Raw genomic sequence first — 20,387 nt, forward strand, 5'->3', positions numbered from 1 at the left:
AGTCACTGTTGTTTGACCTGCTTCGGTGGCGAAGCTCACATCATTTTCAATTTCAAGAGGGCAGAGTTCACTGAACGGGGCTCGTGCGATGCCACACTGTGCGTTCGCAAACGAATTGAGCCACCGCAACCTGCGCTTTGGAACGATTTCTCGATAATTGAAGCGTCCCCAGGTGGGCGGTGCACCTGCGAAGTTCATCGCATAATGGAAAAATCCACCTGCGCGGAAGTCGAGAGACAGTACCTCAATCGCGCATCCCTTTGGACCCCACCACTTCGTGAGTTGCTGCGGATCGCTCCAAGCTTTCCACACTCGTGCAAGCGGAGCCGGGAAAGTGCGTTGGATTTCAAATGATTGCCGAGCTGCTGTCTCTTTATCTTTTACGTGCATTTTGTTTTGCCTTTCTGGCCTTCTGCCCATCCGATTGCAGAAATTCATTGAGACGATCGAAGCTGTCCTCCCAGAGACGACGATAGCTGCCGATCCATTCAGCAGCACGAGCAAGCGGAGCTGGGTTCAGACGAACCGGACGGAATTGTGCTTCCCGTCCACGCGTCACCAGTCCGGCTTCCTCCAGAACCTTCAGGTGTTTTGATATCGTCGGTTGCTTCAGATCGAAGGGAGCTTGCAGTTCACCGACGGTAGCGTCTCCGAGCGCAAGCTTCGCGAGGATGGCGCGCCTGGTCGGGTCAGCTAAGGCGGAAAAGATCTGGTTGAGCTGTACTTGAGATGTCATTGTAAATTGCTACTTGGCTATATAGCTGAGAAGAGATTAACGGCAAGGCGCGGATCTGTCAATGGGAGATTATGCGGCTGATCACGGTTATGTGTAGCAGTAAAGCTTCAACTTGTTGATGAGGACGCTGCGAGATGTTCGGCAAGCACTTCCGCACCTGTAACCGAACTCGTACACTGTTGGTGAAATGAACAGAACCGCAGCATTCTATCTCCCACTCATGCTGTTTTGCTTTTTCTCGGTTTCATTCTCATTTGCCGGAGACACACCCCTAACCCTGCTTCCCCAGCCCAAACAAATCGACGTCGGAACAGGCGAGGTCTCAATCCGCGATGGATTTGTGGTCCGGTATTCCGGCGTTCAGGACGAGCGCATAACGCGAGCCGTTAATCGTATTTACGACCGTATTTCGCGCAAGCTGGGCTTCGTCGTAATGAAGGAGCCTGCCGTCGCGAACGCTCCCACTCTGACCATCGCTTGCGAGAAGAAGTCGGGTGACGTTCAGAAGGTGACCGATGACGAGTCATACACACTGGAAGTAACCGCCAATGGCGTTTCGCTTCAGGCAGCCGAGCCAATCGGCGTGTTACGTGGACTCGAGACCCTCTATCAACTCGCCTACAACACCGGCGATGGCTACGGCGCATTGCCAATGATCAAGATCGTCGACTCACCACGATTCCAGTGGCGCGGTCTTTTGCTCGATGTCGCCCGGCATTACATGCCCATGGAGCAGATCAAGCGTGAGGTGGATGGCCTTGCGGCGGTGAAGATGAACGTATTGCATCTGCACCTGTCCGACGACCAGTCGTTCCGCGTAGTCAGCCGGAAATATCCGGAGCTCACGGAGAAGGCAAGCCACGGCGAGTTCTATACGCAGGAGCAGGTCAAGGACCTCATTGCATATGCGCGGGACCGAGGTGTGCGCATCGTGCCTGAATTCGATGTTCCCGGTCACACCATGGCGTGGCTGGCGGCATTTCCGGACCTCGCTGTCCTACCTTTCGACAATAACGAGAAATTTACGAAGTTCGGCGGCTACGGCAACACTCTCGATCCGTCGAACCCCAGGCTGATGAAGATGCTTAGCACACTCTTCGGTGAGATGGCAGCGCTCTTCCCAGACGAGTATTTCCATATTGGCGGCGACGAAGTGGTCTACTCCGTGTGGCAGAAGAGCCCATCCATCGCTGAGTTCAAGAAGAAGCACAACCTGGCGGACGACCGGGCGTTGCAGGCCTATTTCAACATTGAACTCGAGAAAGCTCTGAAGAAGCACAAGAAGAAGATGATGGGCTGGAATGAGATTCTTCACGCCGACCTGCCCACCACCACAGTGATCCAGAGCTGGGTCGGTACATCGGCGTTAGAAGAGGCCGTTCAACGCGGGTATCCAGTGGTGGTTTCGCTGGGCTATTACCTCGACAACTATATGCCCGCGTCGTTCCATTACATGGTGGATCCCCTTCAGCCCAATCCGCAAACATACGACGACTTCATGGGGGCCATCCCGGGCGGCAAGAAGAATAAGGGCCTCATCGCAGACCGCGACGCAGCGAAGGATTTCAAGCCTTCGCCGCAGGCAGAGAAGTTGGTGATGGGTGGTGAAGCGGCTGAGTGGGCCGAGGTGACAACGCCGTGGTCCATCGACGCTGAAATGTGGCCGCGACTAGCCGCCATCGCTGAGCGGTTCTGGTCGCCTGCCGACGTGAAGGACATCCCTTCGCTTTATCGGCGACTCGATGTGCTCACGCTCGAACTCTCAGACCTCGGCATCAGTCCCGACGAGACGCTGAGGGTGCTGCGTGCACGACTGGCAGGATCCGCTGCCGACGCAAAGGTCATCGATGTCTTTGCAGAAGCCGTTGAGCCGATCAAAATCTTCACCCGGCACATCCGCCAGAAGAAGGCGGGTATGTACAGCATCAATACGCCGATTAACAGGCTGGTCGACGCGGTACCACCTGAAAGTCGAGTTGCTCGGCTGTTTCACGATGCCGTCAACGATTGGCTCACCAGTAAAAAGACGCCAAGCCTCAAATTCATCCGCAAGACGCTGCAGCGCTGGCAGAACAACGATCCTAGAATTTCAAAACTGGCCACCACCAATCCGCGTTTGGTGGAAGCGAAGCCGCTGGTGGATTCCTTGCGCGCATACCTGAATGCTGCCTCCGACGCGATCGGCTATATCGAACGTGGTGAGCAGGCTCCAGCGTGGTGGACGGAGGCGCAGCGGGCTGTGCTTAGCGCGCCGCGTAGCGACGCTGCCGACGTACAGATCGCAATCGACTGTGACGTGCGCCGATTGGTAGACGCCGCTTCAGGAGTAAGTAACAGCAACACCTCTAGATTCTGTATCGGGGATGTCAATCCTCAGCCGGCACAGGGTTCCGCCGGCTCATCGCAGAATTGAGGATTCGAAGCAACGGCGAACCCGCGTTTCGCCGTTGCTTCTCTTGTTAGAGAGCTATCTAGAAGCGGTACGATCCGCTCATGAACAGGGCGCGTCCCGGTTCCGCCACCTTGAGACCGGACCGAAATGGATCGCGGCTATAGGAAAAGCTTTCGTAATAAAACCGGCTCAGCAGGTTGTCGACTGCAAAGTTGACGTTGAACCGTGACCGCCGAACCCCGACCTTCAAGTTCATGATGCCGTAACCCGGCGTCGGTTGTTCATTCAGGTCGCGATCCACTCGACGTTGCGCGCCCGCCACAGTTCCACCAACTTGCGCATAAAGCCAGTCGTTTGCATACCTGATATTCAGCCAGCTTTTAGTGGGCGGCAGCTCGACGATGTTGGAATTGAAAACGTCGATTACGGGGTTCGTATCCTTGCTTCCTCGGGTGAGCGATGCTCCGCCGGAAAGTGCAACGAACTTCCCGATCGGCTGAGATAGATTGATCTCTCCACCGTACATCTGGGCATTGAGGTTAGCGTACGACTGGGAAACCGAATTCATGACGCCCGGAACGTTATTGACACGCCTTTGACGATGCAAGGCGATGTAGTCATCTAGCTTGCTGAAGTAGAAGAGCACTCTCAGCCGGGTGTCGCGACGCCTGATCGATAAGCCCATGTCCGCTTCGGAATTGCGAACAGGTTTCAGGTCAGGATTTCCCACCCAGTCCTGGTTCATTCGCTGTAACAAAAAATACCGCTCTTGTGGGTCCGGAACACGCATGGTGCTTCCTATACCAGTCAGCAGGTCGAGTCCCTTGAGCAGCGATACGGTAAGCCGGACATTACCTCCAGCGAAGTTGTCCGAAGAAGAGGTCGAAGTAGTGTTGTTGTATGCGTAGTACAGGTTGGGCAAAAGTGTTGATGGCGAAATCCCTGATTCGACATGATCGAATCGGGCACCGCTCTGCAGCCGGACACGCGCTGTTAGCTGCCGATCGACTTCCGCGTACGTACCCACCGAGGTTGTGGTGGCGTCCGGAAGCGAATTCTGCATGCGCTCGCTGGAACCTGAGCGCATTTGCGTGATCGCGTTCCACGTCCGCCGGTAACTTTCGACTCCCATGGTTACGTCGCCAGGAATATCGGCGGCGGCGTTGATGCCGAACGAACTGGTTACAGCGTGCGTTTGCATGCTGTAGGGCAATATCCCGGAACTCGTCCTCCGGGCGTCGTTCATCAGGTGATTCACTTTGGTGCCGAAGCCATCTATCCTCACGCTCCGGACGAACCCCGAAAGATTTCGGGCTGCGTATTTGATCGTGGCGCGATCGGCATTGTCGTAAATCGCGTCCATCATCAGGTAGGGATAAAGGCCGAGCCCGTTCTGCTGGCGCGAGTAACCGATATCGAGCCTCTGTTTAGTGCCCGGAGTGAAAACGAGAGAGCCCCAACCGGAGTGGCCCTCGAAGGCTCTTGTGTTGCTGACCTCGGGCCGGAAGTTGCCGTATGACGTGAAGCGACGTCCACTGCCGTCTTTGTACGGATCGGATGTTCGAAACGCGTATCCGGCGCTGAATCCAACCAGTTTCTTGTCAGTGCTCATTTCAATGGAGGGGTTGTAGTAACCAAAAGAGCCGTAGCTGAAGCTGGGAACAACTCGAAGGCCCCTAACCTCTTCATCGCGCGTGATGATCCTGACTGTTCCTCCCAGGCTGCCTTGGCTGCGGACGTCGTATGGGCCTTTCACAACTTCCACGCGGTCCACCTCGGCGAAATCTACGTGTGAAGCGCTGGGATCCATATTGTTCGGGCAGGCTCCATAAATGCGGGCGCCGTCGACTTGGACGTTGATGTTGTCCTGCTGAAAACCACGCAATACTACGTCGTTGGCGATGCCGGCCTTGCGAATCTTGGAAATGCCAGTTACCGACTGCAGCGCTTCGCCGACGTCCTTGGCTGAGCTTTCTCGGACATCCCTGATTTCAATGCTGTCTTCGTTCAACTCCTGCGAATCTGGCTCACGTTTTTCTGCCGGCGTGTTTTGCGCAGCAAGGCATCCTGCCGCGAGCAAAAGCGCGGCAATCGTTCGTACGATCACGTCGTTCTTTCCTTTCCAGTATGTATGGACACACGTCGGCACCGGCGCTCTGGAGCCGATTCATCGTTCGATTTACGAAAGGAAAGAAGGAGGAGACCGAGGAGAAGCGCTGTTTAAATCGACCCGACTGTAACGGTCGCCCACCCGGTCCGGAACCAGAAGGGCTACTGCGGGTAGCGGAACTGAATTCGGGTGAATTACGACAACCGCTCGGGCGATCGGCGCGGTCAGGTGTTGAGCCTTTTCGCATTGGTGTTCGTCTGACCACCAACCGGGGCTCTTGCGTTCTTTACAGTGGCACCGACCGTACGCTCGAATACAACATTCATGCCCTTGAGCCGGAGGTGGTTGAACAAGCAGACCTAGGCTCGGCCAGCCAAACAGCAAGGCCAGCGCGGCAGAGATCGCAGCTTGTCTAGATTTGTGAAGCATCAGGCGAGCCGAAGGGCGCAGCTCGCCTGATTAGATTCAGGAACAAGGGTCACCGTTTCGAGAAGTTCGTAGTCAGCAATGATGTCATGCATAACTTATGCTGATTTCGAATAGAAGGAAGGTGACGAGTTCGGCCCGCCCGTAAGGACCTACGCAGCCGGCCGAAGCGTCCGGCTGCGGATCCCATCCTCTTCCGCGCAATGGCACTTGCTGCGTTGTGCGAACGTGCTATGGCACACCGGACAATAGTCCAGTTCTTCCGTCCGGGACCGTTCCTGCTCGCTGGCGTCTATTCCATCAGGTCGTTCTCTCATAACTGATCTCCGCGGCCATTCATGCCGCAACAGCCTCCGATTCTGTTTGATGCTGAACTTCGAGGATCTTGAAGCGCCTTTCTCCCGACGGCACGGTCCATTCCACGATGGAGCCAACCCGGCAGCCGAGAAGCGCTGTCCCAATCGGTGCCAGTACGGAGATGCGCTTTTCCTCCACGTTGGCGTGTTTTGGCAGCACGATCTGGTAACTCAGTTCGCGTTCGCTATCGAGGTCCCTCATCCGAACCCATGAGCCGAGCGCCACTACCCCGCTGGGAGTTGCACCTTTTCTTACCACGGCGCGATCCAGTTCGAACTCGAGTGCATCCAGATTGTCGGCATCCCGATGTCCGGGACGTCTCGAAGAGTCGATCAACCTGCGCAGACGGTCCAGGTCCGTTGCAGAAATCATTATCTTGTTCGCTTTCATTGTCTTCACTCCTGTTCTCCGATTCAGGCTGCTGGCCTGTTGAATACATGTTCTCGACTCCAGTACACCGTCGCAGGTACTGCGGTGATACGCACGAAATGAACCGTCAGGATGCGCCAGTCCCTTACCGTGCTGATCTCCAGTGCGTTTCGATACTGCCGTTCTCCGCAGGAGGTCAACTTTTCGATCGCGAGAGCCAGGGCCGCGTAGTAGCTAAACCCCGTTGCCCAGGCGCCTAACCTCGGCCAACGGCGGAACTGCCATCCCCGCGTTCGCAACTCACGCTCGAACGTGCCTCCTTCGATGCCTCCGAGAATTGACCATTTCCCGAATGGCCAACCCTCCAGCGACAGTTCGTGCGGCAGCCGGATCATGCGCGAGTACACCAGAACCGAGCCTGGACGGATTACATCGCGCAGTTTCGAGCACCACGGCAGCGTGCGCACCAGGCCTCGTTGTCCGGCGTATTGATCCTCCGCTGCGACTGCCGCATCGGGAAAAGTAGTACCTTTGCACTTTTCAGTAACCTCCACTTCGCCACTCCTGAGTTGTAATGGGCCGGTGAGTGATCCCCGCCCTTTGTTATCCGCTGAGAGTGATGAGCAACACGAGCAGTCCTATGGCGATGATTCCGCCCAGAAGCGACAGCAAGCCACGCAGCATCTCGGCGCTGATCGGTTTTCGTTCGCGATCGACAGTGCTCCCAATTGTTTGAAACATCTTCGTGGTCCTCCTTTTCACAGTCTGGGTTTTCTGGGTTGTTTACGCAGCCATTCGTATGGAATCGCGGCCGATCCTTGCTTCGCGGACCCGTTCCAGTTCACGGCCGAAGAGCCGCCCGATACGCCCGGTCGCGCGGTCAAGTGCGGAGAACAGATCCATATCTGCTTCTTCTACCGCGACTCTCCCGAACGGCAGTACCTCTGCACTGATCCGGCACCGGTGCTCTTCTCTTCCTCCTCCGGTAATTCGTACCGTGATTTGCCCGACTCGACTTCCAAACCGGCCGAGCGCAAACCGGAGCCGTCTCTCGACGTATGACTTGAATACTTCCGCTAGTTCGGCTTCATTGATTCGAACGATGGTCTGCATTAGCTCCTCCATGTTTGTTCTGTATTCACTGTAGGTCATATAAAGGATTAATAAAAGTACATAAGATGTATAATTCAATTAACATTAAGTTAATGATAGCATCGAGGGAATCTGACCATGGAATGGTTTAATTACCATCACCTTTTGTATTTCTGGACCGTCGTCCGCGCTGGCAGTATCAATCGAGCAAGTCAGGAACTGCGCGTTTCGGCGCCTGCGATCAGCACCCAACTGAAGCTCTTGGAGGATCAGTTGGGTGAGAAACTCATGAAGCGATCGGGCCGCCGTCTTGTGCTCACCGACACCGGAAGACTCGTGTTCAGTTACGCCGAAGATATTTTTGGCCTCGGGAGAGAAATGCTGGACGTGCTGAAGAACCGGCCAATCGGGAGGCCGTTGCGTCTTGACGTCGGCATCGTGGACGTGATGCCGAAGTCGGTCGTTCAGGCTCTGCTTGAGCCGGCGATGGAACTTCCCGAATCGATCCGAATCGTGTGCCGCGAAGCGACCTCCGATCAGCTACTTGGGCGGCTCGCTACGCATGAACTGGATGTGGTTTTGTCGGATGCTCCGGTTGATCCGACCCTCAAGATCCGGGCGTACAGTCACTTGCTTGGCGAGTGCGGCGTGTTGTTCGTGGGAAAAGCGGCTTCAGCGGCGAAGTTTCGGAACAAGTTCCCAAAGTCGCTGGATGGAGCGCCGATGTTTCTGCCGACCGACAACACGGCGCTTCGGCGCAATCTCGACTTCTGGTTTGAGGAGCAGGGAATTCGTCCGTTGATTTTGGGCGAGTTCGAGGACCATGCCCTGTTAAGGGCGTTCGGCGAGAAAGGGCCTGCAATTTTCCCGATTCCAGCGGTGATGGAAGACCAGGTCCGGAAGCAGAAAGGTCTTTCGATCGTTGGTCATACGCAGAAGGTTCGGACGCAGTTTTATGCGATCAGCGCCGAGCGTAAGCTGCAGCATCCAGCAGTGGTCGCAATTTCACGAGCGGCAAGGTCGAAGCTTTTCAAAGGGTAGTTTTGTAACACCGGTCGAAAGACGCCATCGGAGGCACGTTCTGGCTGTTTGTTGCCGAAATTTGACAACCTTCCTTACCTAATCAGCACCTCAATACCCGAGACCTGCAATGTGGTCGAGGTGACGAATGCTTTGGTTCATCTTCTTAGTGCTGCTGGTCCTGTGGATTCTGGGACTGGTGGGCACGTACCAGATTGGGGCGTGGTTGTGGCTTCTGTTGGTTGCTGCCGTGATCGTTCTTATCGTGCAGTTGGCGACCGGCAGGCGAGTCGCACCTTAGCTTCACGCTTTTACCATTTGCATCAGCGCCGTCTTGCAAAGGCACCGTCTTGAAATCAATCGGCGGCGAAGCATCGTGGCAAGAGGCCCGAAGGAGCGGAGCGGAAATGCTCCGCTTTTTCCTTTTTTGGACGTTTTTTCTCAGGTAGTTGCCTCATTGTGTTCCAGAGGGGTGCCGGTACTCTGGAATTTCCAGGAGGTAATGTGCCGCGAGGTGGATGTCCGCCACTGGTGCCGATGTGGCCAGGCGCGCGGGTGGTGGAGAAGAACCCGTATCCGTTTTTTCCGTTCAATCCGCGGTGGCAGTCGGAGATGACGCGTGAGGACCTGGAGACCTTCTGCGCACTGTTGAAGCTGGCGTGGGTGTCGGAACGGCCGGGGTTCCTTCCGGCGCAGCGGGAGGATCTGGCGGCGATGCTTAGAGAATTGGGCAGGCCGGCCAATGTAACCGATATCGTGTTCTCTCAGTTCCAGGCCCAGAAAGGCACCGGCTTCCTGTTCTTTCCACCGCAGTTGCGAGCGCTTCGTCGCCTTGTAGCCGGAGAAGACATGTATTCTCTTCTCTGGGACGAGACCCTGTGAGCGACGACGCTAAGCCTTCCATTCCGAACATCGAGTCCGATCCGGGCGACGTGATGCAGGTTTGTCCGAACTGTTCGACCGAGCTTCGAGACAAGAGCTGCAAATTGGTGTGCCCGCTGTGCGGGTTCTTCCTGAGCTGTTCGGATTTTTACTGAGGGCACCCCCTCCCCCCCTTTTTGCCTTATATAAGAAAACAAAGCAGTTAAGCGAGCGTCGGGCTCTACATATATGATTCCAAAGGATTTATAAGTCCTTTGTTTTCACAATATGGAGAATCTGTATATGAAAACAAGGGAGTTAGACAGCGCATATATGAAAACAAAGGGCTTATGAGTTCATCGGTTCCTCAGTTCGTCAGTAAGGCAAAAAAACAAGTCGTTAGTCCTTAGTCGTTGGTCGTCGGCAAAGACGAAAGGTGGTGAGACGGAAAATTCGTCTTCACCACCTACATATTCAGGATAGCAATTTGGGTGGGGGCAACACGCCAAGGTTTGAAAATTTATTTTGTGAGTGTTTTCAGGATGTTGCGGGGAAAAGGGTGTCGTGACCCCCTTGACATCACTTACGGGTGGTTTTGCCAATTTGGGAAGGGAGCCATTGAGTAATTTGGTGATTTGGTAATTGGGTAATTTGGAAAAACGGGCCGTCAACATTCGTGGTAACCCGGCCCTTTCGGCACAGAACGCCGAAAGGACCGGCCACCCAAGCTGATGCTAACGCGAAGGTTCGGCCAATCGCCACATGAATCCTGTGACAAAGCCCAACAGGGGTACGGTCAGCATCATCGCAGACTGAAACTCTCGCTGATACAGCCATGACCAATAGGCCGAGTAGGTCAATAGTGCGATACCGAACATCGAAGCAGAAAGGAGTCGTCGCTCGGACCATAATGGGGTAAGTGCGATCACAATACCACTGACGATAACGAGCAATGTCGCGGATGAAAACTGCATTCCTCTGCCGCCAGTGGAACCGAACCAAACAAGGGGAGACACACCGATCAAAGCTGTCAGACAGAGAATGGTGGGAATCCATCGGTACCTAAATCTTCTGAGCAAAAATCGAACGCATACGAAAAGGAGTCCTGAGACGAAAATCCCAAGCACAGCAAGTGCTATGTGCCCGCCGGAGGGATCGTCAAACTGATGGCCGAGTAGGCGATTAACATGCCGCTTCAAATCTCTGAACATCGGGGGCCCAATAGCAGAAGTCGTGAGCTCATAGAGAAGGAATCCGAAGGCAACAGTCATTGCAAGCGACAGGTCTCTGAGACGAAGCAATTGCATTCTCATGGTGTTACTCCTCGCAGGCACGCCCTGATCCGGACGTTTTTTCTCCTAAGCACGCGAGGGACCTCGGTCCCCAGTCGATCCAGTTTCGATGAACATTGTCGATCCCGGCTTGTAGGCCCCCTTCCAAGAGAATCTGATTCCGTTATCCAACACCCGGCTGACTTCATTTCCTTGGGCATCTATGGTGACTAACTGGGGTGTTGAGCCACCCTCCTTGTAAATCACGCCTCCGTCCGCTAGAACGTATTGAGCTTCCGTTTCGACCGGAGTAATCCTACTCCAAAGGACCTCACCGGCGGTGTTAAATGCGAGCAGGTTGCGTCCGTGATTGAATGTCGCGATGTAGGAGCCATCTTCGCGCTGAAGAACAGATTGAGGCGCGACGCCCTGATACGCTGGGTCGAGCTGGAGGTTAACTTCTGAGGCGATTTGGCCGTTGGTGATCGTGGTCAGTTTGGAATAGAAGGTTGTCGGTACGGGGCCGGTGCCGCCGATATTATTGTAGGTTCCCTGATCATCCCAATCGCGGGTGTAGAGGTAATACCCACTGCTTACGTCAGGCCACGCCAGAACGACGCCCAGATCGGAATTCGTCAGTGGATCGGTGAAATAGAGCATTATCGAGGCACCTGTCGAACTGTCGTCATAATGGTGACACACGATGGACTGGATTGATGAAATCGTTCAACCCTCAGGGCCACCGGCCCTATCGGCACAGAACGCCAAAAGGACCGGGCACCCAAATCAGTCCTAACGCGAAGGTTCGGCCACCCGCCAAAACCCGAGATAACGCTACAGTGAGGCCACCCGCCCGTCTTGAAACGCCTTCACTGTTATCCACGGGCACCCAAATCCATCCTAATCGGTCTTGATTCTCTCTCCGGATCTACGCAACGAAGAGACAGATTGACGCCTACGTACATTCACGACAGCTAAAATGAACGAGAGTGTTGCGATGCACCAGAACGCTGGCGAGCTTCGTATAGCAAGCCATATATCCTGATTCCATCCGACGGTTACGTCAGGGACGTTTCGCCAAACCAGTTTTTGACTGTATACAAACGCAACGTTTGCGAGGACTGCAACCGCCGCTACAACCAGCAAGCCAATAGCAATGCTCTTAATCCATGCCATCGCGTTATTCACCTTGTTCGTGTTAACAATTGCACGGCCATTTTTCACTGTTTGCAAGGGTTGTCATACAGGGGTACCTGATACCAATGCCAATGCGTCGAGTAGTAGTCGAGATAACACCTGTTCTTCGGGCCCCAGTGAATTAAGGGGTTATCGCGCGGCTCGTAAAAGAAACGTCCTCCGTTAGCGGGATCGTCAGGCAAGTTGGGATCGTTTGGGTTCACGTTCGCCGTATAGAAGTTGTACACAAAGTTATCCTTGTTTTCGCATACTCCTCCACTTCGTCCCTGTGCGCCCTCCGGACCGCAATCAATAAAAGGGAATCCTGATAACTGATGACCGATCTCGTGAACAGCTGCATTTCCAATAGCCTTCCCTAGCATTCTCGCTAGTTCACGGAATGTTCGGACATCATCGGCGTTGAGCCGTGTGTAATTCGGACACCAACTCGCCTGTTGATGCGCGGGTTGAAGGCTCTGCAGAACTGCTAGGGAGTTCTTCATTAAGGGGTAGTAGTAAACGTTGCTTTTGGTAACTCTCACTCCCGGGTATGGGGTGAGACTCGCGGAATATGTATAACCAATCCCTGCTGGATTCAAGTCTCCTGCGACTCTGACGATGTGTGCCTGATCCGCGAGGTTGTTACTAACACATTTCGGATCGAGCTTACATTGGTCCCACGTTGCTTTGGAGTTCTTCGTCGCGGGGCGGACGATGATTGGATAGTCGTTGAACGCGCGTTTGAGAGAGTGAAGAGCCTCAGTCTGAATGATCTGCGCCCATTCTGGATGTTGGGTTGCAAAATCTTCGTCCGCAGAATCAACACGACAAATGTTGCGATACAAGTCATCTCTGAGGGACGCCGGCCCTTTCCCAACGGCAGCGAAAGGACCGGCCACCCAAGCCAGAGTTACCGCGAAGGTTTGGCCACCCGCCTATCTAATCAGGAAATGGTTTCCTTTCTTTTCGCACCGTCACAAAGCCGCGATAGTACTTCCCTTGGGGGTCAGACACGGCTGAGACTCCGATGGTCGCTAACTCTGGTCGAAAAGTTAGGCCCCAGTCATCGTCGTTGATGCTTGGTGTGTCGCTCTGTAGTAACCCGAGCGACACACGAACACCAGTGTTGTTTCCTAATAGGAGCACGGGCTTGGCGTTGCCATATAAGCGAACGCTTGGAGTTCCTGTTTCAGATCTGAACTGGAGGATGGGGGTGCCGTCTGCCGCTACGCCCAGGAGTGCCCTCTGATGCAAGAGCGAAGAAGCGTTCCCCCCACCCTGATTGCCAACGAAAATCAACACTGGTTGGTCCTCCTGGGTTCCCAAGAACGCTGATGTGCGTCCTGCTGAGTCGATCAATTCGAAACGGTGAGCACGAATTACGTCACCACCGCGGCTCTTCATGAATATCGTTCCCGTTGCACCTCCAGCAAACCCTATGGCAAAAACCCACAAGATGTGAAGAATCGTTTTCGTATACCTGTTCCACATTACCATGTCGCTCTCCTGGTGCACCCGCCCGGTTGTCCGGGAGTGCACTGGCAGTCTGTGGCGATCCAATCTGTTATGTAAGTGGTGGCGTTGTCGCCTGCGGGATGCCAGAGTCCGCTCTGTATCAAAGTCGAATTGTTATATACCGCGATGTCATCAAGCCCAGCGAAGGCATGAAGGACCAGTTCGTGGACGATAAGGTACTTAGCGTTACTTCCGGAAAGGACATTTGGAGCAAAGATGATGGCTGACTGTTGAGCGAGACCGAAATTGGGGGATGTTACAGCGTTAGAACCGCGCAGATAATCGCGGAGCGTCGTGTTTCTTAAGCCAGCGTTTACCTGCTGTTTCGTCACCTCGCCGAGCTTTAGGTTGGCGATTGCCTCATTGCGCGTATCGTAGAAGTTAGTACTTGCAAACTTTGACTTCAGGTTTGTGATTGAATACAGACTCCTTCCTTCCAAGTCTACGACACTCATGACGTTGGGGTTGCTGAAGAGGGAGTTGCAGTGCGACTTTGAGAACGCTGACCACATCTTGTCGTCCAGTTTTTTTCGTACTTCCAAGTTTGTGACCGAGTCAACCCGAAAAGATGCTGTTCCTTTTGTGTTTAGGCCTCCGAGTTGAGGAAGAAATGACGTATCAAGGAGGAACGGAAGTAGTACGGTAGCGGCTATCGCCGTATTCTAGTTGTAGACATGTTGCGTTCCGGAGAGCAGATATCCACTATCCGTGACTCTGCTCAACTCTTCGCCCTGCTCCGACAATTGGATCAGTTCCCGGGTCTGATAGCCGCCGGTTCCGTAGTTGGTGTACTGCCGGTAGATCATGCCGCCATCGGCAAGAGCGTAGAGTGGATCGGCCCAGCCGTCGGGGTTAGTGGGGGAGAGCCAGAGGATGCTGCCCGAGGCGCTGAAGGCGATCATCTGGGGCGCATCTAACTCAAGGTAACCCAGGTACGAGCCGTCCTCGCGTTGGAGAACAGGCTGAGGGGTATGGTCCTGATCGGGCAGGTTTGCCGCCGCTACTTCGCCGGTAACTACGCCGCCCGAAACGGTGGTCAGTTTCCACGGATAGCTCTCCGGCGCGGGACCGCTGTCGCCGATGCCGAGTTCGTTCCCTTCACTGTCCCACTCTCGCCAGTAGGAGTACGTCGGAACCTGGAAGTCGCGCCAACTCACAACCACACCCTGGTCAGCGTTGGTGATCATGGCAACGTCGTAGTCGGAGAAGTAGGAGCCCAAGGGGCCGAAGCGACATCTGGAGCCTCTTTCGTGAAGTGTGGCATTGGGCGGCAAGTGTGCAGGGTCCGGTTTAACGCTGTCGGTGATGCGGATCAGGTAAGAGTGTGATAACGATAGCGAGAGACGGTACGGAAGGACACGGACGAAAGCGGACCGATTAGCAGTCTCAGACGCCTCCCCAAAACCGAACAGCCCAGACCACCTAGACTGGGCTGTTCATCCATGCGAAAATTCGATTCGCGAAAATTGGAGTTCCGATCACTTTTCAAATATCTCCGCTGCCGGCTGAATGTTCGAAGCTTCCATGGGAACGAACACCAGTCGGTGTGGATTAATGATGTAGAACGTTTTGTGATAGGTACCGGGATATGTTCCTACCCAGGCTCCTGATCCGATATTCGAATCGGTAATGATGTACGTGCCGGCGACGGACTGATCCGGATAGAAGCCGCTGGGGCCGGCAACGTCGCCCGTGCCGGTCCAGGTGCCGTCGCCCTTGTAGATTTGCAGCCCCTCGCCATAATCAACGGCATTCGTGGCCGGAGCGATGGCGCCTCCGAAGAACTCGCCGTTGAGGCTGGCATTGTCGAACGGGCCTGCGCTCTGCGGCTCAAAGAAGCCGAAGTTCACGCTGCTGCCGGGATCGCTGTACTGGAGGATGAATCCGCAATTCGGGCCGACAAGATAAAGGATGTACGGGCTGCCGAGAGCGGTCCAGGTCCAGGTGGCGCGTCCGTTGGAGGCGACATCGAATTGGATGGCGCTGCTTCCGGTGAATAAGCCTCCACCCCAGTTGCGGGTGTAGTAGGAAGTACCGGCGCCGTTGGTCAGGTTGAACTGTCCGATGGTGACCATGGCTTTGTCGACAGTCTGGTTCAGAAGTCCGGACATGTAGAAGACCGACTTACCGTTGAGATAAGCAGCCGAGTAGGGGCCGCCGACCTGCTTCAACATGCCGCCGACAAGAATGTTTGCTTCTTCGCTGACAGGGTCGGTGCGGATCATGTAAGCCTCGGTGCTATCGACAAGATAGAAGCTGAAGCTGGCGTTGCCCGCCATGCTGGTGACTGGCATGGTGCCGCGTCCATAGGCCATACCGGTTTGCGCGTTGAAGACGAGCGAGCCCTGGAACGTGAAATTCATGCTGGATTCGCCGGTGTTCGCGAAATCCAGAGAGGTATCGCTGATGGCGCCTGCGCCGTTGGTGTGGAAACGCCCGAGGAGGGCATTGCGCTCGTCGCCCATATACGACTGCCCGGTCATGCCGAGGACGTAGTCGCCGGTCAAATTGGCAAGCGAGAAGTCTGCCGTGGTCTGCCGTTTGAAGATGCCGGAACCATACATGCCAGTGTTCTCAAACAGCAGGATATGGCCGCGACTGCCGGTGGAGTCGAGGGCAAACCGGACAGTGAGCGCAGAGGTTGAGATGTTGACGGTCATCTGGCCACGGTTATCACCGGCATTAACCTGATAAGTGCCGGTGATGGACTGGTTTATATGGCGGAGCGAAGTGCTGGCGCCGTTCATATCAACCAGGCCGGTTATGTGTCCGTCGCCGTCGGAAATGAAGCTGCCAATGGCGCCGAAGGCCTTACCGTTGGGGTCCCACCCGGTGAAGACGAACGCATATTGCCCTTTGAGTTTGATGTTCGGGTCCAGCACGAGCGTTATGACAGCCGTGTCGGACCGGGATGGGTCGGCCTGGGATGTGGCGGTGACGGTGACCGTGGGAGGACTAGGCAACTCGGCCGGCGAGGTGTAAAGGCCCGTGGAATCGATGGTGCCACAGGTGGCGCCAGAACAGCCGGTGCCGGAGAGAGTCCAGTCGACCTTGGAGTTGTCGCCACCCTGTACCGTGACGGTGAACTGCTGAGTCGCTCCGATCTTTACGGTTGCCGTGCTGGGCGAGACGGTGACCTCGATGGGTTCGAGCGTGACGATTGCGGTGTCGGACCGATTGGGGTCGGCAACCGAAGTGGCGGTCACGGTGACCTGCAATTCTTCCGAGATGGCGCCTGGGGCCGTGTACAGGCCGTTGGCATCGATGGTGCCACAAGCTGCACCAACGCAGGAGGCACCTGTTGCTGTCCACGTGACGTTCGTGTTGACGTGGTGAGCTACGGTCGCGGTGAACTGTTTCGTCTGCTTCGGATAGAGAGTGGCCTGTTTCGGCGAAACAGCTATCGAAACGGGATAGAGAGTCACGACGGCGCTGGCGGTCTTGTTCGGATCGAAGGCAGAGCGTGCCTCGATGGTTGCGGTGGTGGCGTCAGAGACGAGTTCTGGCGTGGTGTAGAGTCCGCCCTGGGTCAGTGTGCCGGGGCCGCTGAGGATCCAGAAGACGCCGTTGTGGTTCTGTGGCACGTTGGTGACGGTGGCCGTGTACTGCATGTGCGCGCCGCCCAATTCAAGGGCGAGATCTCCGGGGACGATGGTGATGACCGGCGCCTTGAGGGAAATGGTGGCGGAGGCGAGCTTGGAGTTGTCGAACTTGGATGTCACATTGATGGTGACAGTGGTATCGGCGGTGACCAAGTCAGGCGCGGTGTATAGACCGGTGTCATCAATGGTGCCTTCGCCGACGGCTTGCCAGTTGACGCCCGCATTTCCGGCAGGAGCGTTGAGCACCGTCGCGGTGAATTGCTTCGTCTCGGTGCTGATCATGGTGAGGCTGGTGGTGGGCGAAAGGGTTATCGAGACGGCAAGATGATTGACCGATGCGCGTCCGGACTTGGTTGCGTCAGCGGTCGAGGTGGCGGTGACAGTGACAGTGAGGTTGGAAGGGACCAAGTCGGGAGCTTTGTAGAGTCCAGTGGAATCGATGGTGCCGCACGCGGCACCGGTGCAACCGGTTCCGGACACGCTCCAGCTGACGGCGGTATTGGTGGCGTTGGAAACCGTCGCCGTGAATTGATGCGATTGCTGCGCGATGAGGGTTGCAGTTGCCGGCGAGACAGTCACCGAGACTTGCGGAGTGGGCTGCTCCTGGGTGCGGCCACCCCCACATCCCGCCAGGCCGGATATAAGCAATAAACATAGGAAGAGCGGAACTATACGTTTCATGAAATTTCTCCTGAGGTTGGAAGTGGCTCGGATGCCGGTGAATTGAGGTGGAACGATGGCGAGTAGGAACCTTTGTCCAAACGAATGATGACCGGGTCGTTGCGCCCTTCGTCGCGGAAGTACTCGGCGAGTGCGGACCGGACGCGATGGGCTTCCACGCGGACGCGCGAATCGAGACGAGGGTCGTATCCGGCGTGACGTCCCAGCAGGGCGACTCCGAGGACGTACTCGGTGAGTCGGGCGCCTCGTCCGGCCATCGTCTCTTCGACTACGAAACAGAGGAACTTCCGGAGTTTGGGAGAACTTGCGAATGGTTTCGCGGTGAGAAGCCGACGCAATTCAAACCAGATCTCGCTGTCAGGAATGCTCGAGTTGTCCGGCGGGAAGTCCATGTTTTGGCTGGGCAAACGCTGGGACTATGAACAGCGGAAAAACCGAAGGGAAGTTAAACGGGGTGAAAATGATGAACGGGGCTTAAGTCTGTGGATTGAGGCGCTTACGGGCGGTGGATTCGAGTGAAGTAACGGTTAAATCTGCTTTGCGAGGTGCATCTTCGCCATGAGGGTCTGGAAACGAGGATGGTTGCGGACGGGATCGAAGACAGGATCGGCGTTGGCGTACGGCAGTTCCGGATCGTGGAGGTTGAAATCCTGCTCAAGGTGGCGAAGCGCTTCGTCCGTCTGACCGAGGGCAAGCAGAATGTAAGCCTGCTTGAGGTCGGAGAGTCCACCTTGCTCGAAGGGCTTGTCGGCGTCGTTCAGCAAGAGCGTGGCTTCGTCGGGATGGCCTGACATAGCGTATGCATGGCCGAGCATTCCCTTGATGTAGGGGTGTTTTGGGGCCATCTGGAGACCGGTCTTGTATTCGCGGATGGCCTGATCGTATTTGCCTTGCGTTTCTAAAATCATGCCGCGAAGACCATGCACGGGCGCGATGTTAGAGAAGCCCATGGTCTCGTCGACCAGCTTGAGCGCGTCGTCGTTGTGGCGAGAGAAGTAGTAGACGACAGCGAGGTGGGTGGTAGCGATAAAAGAAAGTGGGTCCAGTTCGCGGGCTTGCTTCGCCTGCGTAATCGCTTCGTCGGGACGCCGCTGCATCGCGAGCGCATAGGCGTACCACATGCGGACCCCGCCACTGCTGGAGTCGAGCGACAAGGCACGCACAAAGCTCTTTTCAGCGGCGGCAGGATCGTAGTCGAAGAAGAACTGAATTCTTCCGAGCGCGCCGTAGGCTTCGGCTAGCGTGTCGTCGAGTGCGAGTGCTCGCTCGGCGGCACGGCGACCACGCGTCATGAGATCTTGTGTAACTGGTCCACCACCGCGCTCCCATGCAAGGCTGACGTAAACATCCGCCAAACCGGCATACGCTGCGGCGAAACGGTTGTCGGCTTGAACGGCAGCTTCGAGGTATTCAGCGCTCCTGGCGAGGTTGTCGCGCCATCCGGTTTTTCCCATCGGGGTGCGGAGCGACATGCCTTTCCAATAAAACTGGTTCGCAGCCGCATCCTCGCTGTAACGTGTTCGCGCATGCTTGACGCCTGGAGCCAAACGCTCGCGGAGTGCCGAAGCGATGGCGAAAGCAACCTCGTCCTGAACGCGGATCGTATTCTCCGGAGGACGAACGTAACTCTCCGACCAGATGTGAACCTGGTCTCGGGCGTCGATCAGTTGGGCGATGATACGGATTTCGTCGCCGGATTTGCTGACGCTGCCTTCAAGGACGGCGTCGGCCTGGAGCTTACGGGCGATGGTCGCGACGTCGTCTCCGCGTTTGAAGATTTGCGACGATGTGCGAGCGACAACGCGCAACTGGCCGGACTTGGCAAGCTCGGTTGTAACTTCGTCCATCAGGCCGAAGCAGAAGAGGTCCATGGATCCGTCGCCGGTGAGGTTGTCGAAGGGGAGAACAGCGATGGTGCGAACCTGCATGGGTCGCGGTCGCGCGGCCATCCGGTAGCCGATAAAGGCGACCAGCAGGATCGCCGCAATTCCAAGGAACGTCCAGGCGGCGAATCGAGAACTTTTCTTAAGCGAAGGCGGTGCTGCTTCAGCCACCGGGTGAAACACGGGGCGGTAACTGCCGGTGGGAAGAGAGATGCGAACTGGATTGTGCTCGCCCTCGCCAGCATAGTACTCGGCCAAAAGGGCACGGAGCCTGCGGGCCTCCACGCGAACCAAGGAGTCGAGACGCGGATCATAGGAGGGTGGTCGCGAGAAGACCTCGACGCCGATTACATACTCTTTCAGTCGATCGCCATGTCCGCCGAGGGACTCTTCGACAAGGAAGAGCAGGAGTCGCTGCAATTGTGGAGACCGGCGACAAAGGTCGGAAGAAGCGATCCGCTGAAGCTCGGAGCGGATCTGTGGCGCGGACAGCTCGGCCTGTTCCTTGGACGGCTGCATGTGGATGGCATCCAGGGGCCGGAATTAAAGGGGGACGAATTAAAAGGCTAGAAGGCTGGTTTACCGGTTGCAAGGAAATTGGACATGATGGGAGGGAGGGAGTTCCAAAGTGGGTCTTGAGGCAGTGGGTCAGTGGTAATGAAGCGCAGGGCTGTGGATTAGGCAAAGACAATAATTCAACGATCCGCCCGGTCAAGCGGCCGGGCGGCCAGGAACGCTAATCCTCTACCTATTCAGCCCCGGTTTGGAACGTCCAAATATAGTCAGCACCCATGGCATTTCCTGCCAGATCTTTCACGGTTCCTTTGATGACTGCCATATAGATGCTATTGGGCTGAAGTCGTGTGCCTGGAGTCAAGGTGGCGGTTTTCGTCCCT

General features: G+C 55.8%; 17 protein-coding genes. 5 read left to right on the forward strand and 12 right to left on the reverse strand.

Going from position 1 to position 20,387, the window contains the following annotated elements:
- Nucleotides 1–373: 373 nt before the first annotated feature.
- Complete coding sequence (locus VN577_18360; protein ID HWR16796.1) at nucleotides 374–736, reverse strand: metalloregulator ArsR/SmtB family transcription factor; 363 nt, start codon at nucleotides 734–736, stop codon at nucleotides 374–376.
- Between the two features lie 187 nt (nucleotides 737–923).
- Between VN577_18360 and VN577_18365 the strand changes: the two genes are divergently transcribed.
- The gene (locus VN577_18365; protein ID HWR16797.1) at nucleotides 924–3,149 is read left to right on the forward strand and encodes a family 20 glycosylhydrolase; all 2,226 of its coding nucleotides are present in this window, start codon (nucleotides 924–926) and stop codon (nucleotides 3,147–3,149) included.
- A gap of 58 nt (nucleotides 3,150–3,207) precedes the next feature.
- Here the strand turns inward: VN577_18365 and VN577_18370 are convergent, their stop codons facing one another.
- The 5 genes from VN577_18370 to VN577_18390 form a co-directional block, all read right to left on the reverse strand.
- On the reverse strand, nucleotides 3,208–5,235 hold the full coding sequence (locus tag VN577_18370) for a TonB-dependent receptor (GenBank protein HWR16798.1): 2,028 nt from the start codon (nucleotides 5,233–5,235) through the stop codon (nucleotides 3,208–3,210).
- A gap of 765 nt (nucleotides 5,236–6,000) precedes the next feature.
- On the reverse strand, nucleotides 6,001–6,411 hold the full coding sequence (rnk, locus tag VN577_18375; protein HWR16799.1) for a nucleoside diphosphate kinase regulator: 411 nt from the start codon (nucleotides 6,409–6,411) through the stop codon (nucleotides 6,001–6,003).
- A gap of 23 nt (nucleotides 6,412–6,434) precedes the next feature.
- Nucleotides 6,435–6,944: a hypothetical protein gene (locus tag VN577_18380; GenBank protein ID HWR16800.1), complete on the reverse strand. Its 510-nt coding sequence runs from the start codon at nucleotides 6,942–6,944 to the stop codon at nucleotides 6,435–6,437.
- 49 nt (nucleotides 6,945–6,993) lie between these two features.
- Complete coding sequence (locus VN577_18385; GenBank protein HWR16801.1) at nucleotides 6,994–7,131, reverse strand: hypothetical protein; 138 nt, start codon at nucleotides 7,129–7,131, stop codon at nucleotides 6,994–6,996.
- A 42-nt stretch (nucleotides 7,132–7,173) separates the two neighbouring features.
- Nucleotides 7,174–7,503: an HPF/RaiA family ribosome-associated protein gene (locus tag VN577_18390; protein HWR16802.1), complete on the reverse strand. Its 330-nt coding sequence runs from the start codon at nucleotides 7,501–7,503 to the stop codon at nucleotides 7,174–7,176.
- A 117-nt stretch (nucleotides 7,504–7,620) separates the two neighbouring features.
- Here VN577_18390 and nhaR point away from each other — a divergent pair, with 117 nt between their 5' ends.
- The 4 genes from nhaR to VN577_18410 all read left to right on the forward strand — a co-directional run bounded on the left by nhaR (nucleotide 7,621) and on the right by VN577_18410 (nucleotide 9,539).
- The gene (nhaR, locus tag VN577_18395) at nucleotides 7,621–8,523 is read left to right on the forward strand and encodes a transcriptional activator NhaR (protein ID HWR16803.1); all 903 of its coding nucleotides are present in this window, start codon (nucleotides 7,621–7,623) and stop codon (nucleotides 8,521–8,523) included.
- A gap of 127 nt (nucleotides 8,524–8,650) precedes the next feature.
- Entirely contained in the window at nucleotides 8,651–8,803 is a 153-nt protein-coding gene (locus VN577_18400) for a lmo0937 family membrane protein (protein ID HWR16804.1), read from the forward strand.
- Nucleotides 8,804–9,006: 203 nt separating this feature from the next.
- Nucleotides 9,007–9,384 carry a hypothetical protein gene (locus VN577_18405; GenBank protein HWR16805.1) on the forward strand — a complete coding sequence of 126 codons (378 nt, stop codon included), beginning with the start codon at nucleotides 9,007–9,009 and terminating at the stop codon, nucleotides 9,382–9,384.
- Nucleotides 9,381–9,539, forward strand: coding sequence for a hypothetical protein (locus VN577_18410; GenBank protein HWR16806.1), 159 nt, complete (start codon nucleotides 9,381–9,383; stop codon nucleotides 9,537–9,539). The genes VN577_18405 and VN577_18410 overlap by 4 nt, the downstream gene beginning before the upstream one ends.
- Nucleotides 9,540–10,721: 1,182 nt before the next feature.
- On the opposite strand, the gene VN577_18415 is transcribed toward VN577_18410, so the two are convergent.
- From VN577_18415 to VN577_18440, 6 genes are all read right to left on the reverse strand, one after another.
- Complete coding sequence (locus tag VN577_18415; protein HWR16807.1) at nucleotides 10,722–11,294, reverse strand: hypothetical protein; 573 nt, start codon at nucleotides 11,292–11,294, stop codon at nucleotides 10,722–10,724.
- A 2,006-nt stretch (nucleotides 11,295–13,300) separates the two neighbouring features.
- Nucleotides 13,301–13,867 carry a hypothetical protein gene (locus tag VN577_18420; protein HWR16808.1) on the reverse strand — a complete coding sequence of 189 codons (567 nt, stop codon included), beginning with the start codon at nucleotides 13,865–13,867 and terminating at the stop codon, nucleotides 13,301–13,303.
- Nucleotides 13,868–13,987: 120 nt separating this feature from the next.
- Complete coding sequence (locus VN577_18425; protein HWR16809.1) at nucleotides 13,988–14,512, reverse strand: hypothetical protein; 525 nt, start codon at nucleotides 14,510–14,512, stop codon at nucleotides 13,988–13,990.
- Nucleotides 14,513–14,803: 291 nt separating this feature from the next.
- A complete protein-coding gene (locus VN577_18430) occupies nucleotides 14,804–17,608 on the reverse strand; it encodes an Ig-like domain-containing protein (GenBank protein HWR16810.1) in 2,805 nt (934 codons plus the stop codon).
- On the reverse strand, nucleotides 17,605–18,000 hold the full coding sequence (locus VN577_18435; protein ID HWR16811.1) for a hypothetical protein: 396 nt from the start codon (nucleotides 17,998–18,000) through the stop codon (nucleotides 17,605–17,607). The genes VN577_18430 and VN577_18435 overlap by 4 nt, the downstream gene beginning before the upstream one ends.
- 135 nt (nucleotides 18,001–18,135) lie before the next feature.
- Nucleotides 18,136–20,010, reverse strand: coding sequence for a tetratricopeptide repeat protein (locus tag VN577_18440; GenBank protein ID HWR16812.1), 1,875 nt, complete (start codon nucleotides 20,008–20,010; stop codon nucleotides 18,136–18,138).
- Between the last annotated feature and the right edge of the window lie 377 nt (nucleotides 20,011–20,387).

The organism is Terriglobales bacterium, from assembly GCA_035561515.1.
GTDB lineage: Bacteria > Acidobacteriota > Terriglobia > Terriglobales > Acidobacteriaceae > DATMXP01.

Bases quoted from the DNA above. Each gene is read 5' to 3' on its own strand.
- VN577_18430 (HWR16810.1), bottom strand. From the start codon at position 17,608: ATGAAACGTATAGTTCCGCTCTTCCTATGTTTATTGCTTATATCCGGC.
- VN577_18440 (HWR16812.1), bottom strand. From the start codon at position 20,010: ATGCAGCCGTCCAAGGAACAGGCCGAGCTGTCCGCGCCACAGATCCGC.
- rnk (HWR16799.1), bottom strand. From the start codon at position 6,411: ATGAAAGCGAACAAGATAATGATTTCTGCAACGGACCTGGACCGTCTG.
- VN577_18360 (HWR16796.1), bottom strand. From the start codon at position 736: ATGACATCTCAAGTACAGCTCAACCAGATCTTTTCCGCCTTAGCTGAC.
- nhaR (HWR16803.1), top strand. From the start codon at position 7,621: ATGGAATGGTTTAATTACCATCACCTTTTGTATTTCTGGACCGTCGTC.
- VN577_18400 (HWR16804.1), top strand. From the start codon at position 8,651: ATGCTTTGGTTCATCTTCTTAGTGCTGCTGGTCCTGTGGATTCTGGGA.
- VN577_18365 (HWR16797.1), top strand. From the start codon at position 924: ATGAACAGAACCGCAGCATTCTATCTCCCACTCATGCTGTTTTGCTTT.
- VN577_18425 (HWR16809.1), bottom strand. From the start codon at position 14,512: ATGATCACCAACGCTGACCAGGGTGTGGTTGTGAGTTGGCGCGACTTC.
- VN577_18435 (HWR16811.1), bottom strand. From the start codon at position 18,000: ATGGACTTCCCGCCGGACAACTCGAGCATTCCTGACAGCGAGATCTGG.
- VN577_18390 (HWR16802.1), bottom strand. From the start codon at position 7,503: ATGCAGACCATCGTTCGAATCAATGAAGCCGAACTAGCGGAAGTATTC.
- VN577_18415 (HWR16807.1), bottom strand. From the start codon at position 11,294: ATGCTCTATTTCACCGATCCACTGACGAATTCCGATCTGGGCGTCGTT.
- VN577_18385 (HWR16801.1), bottom strand. From the start codon at position 7,131: ATGTTTCAAACAATTGGGAGCACTGTCGATCGCGAACGAAAACCGATC.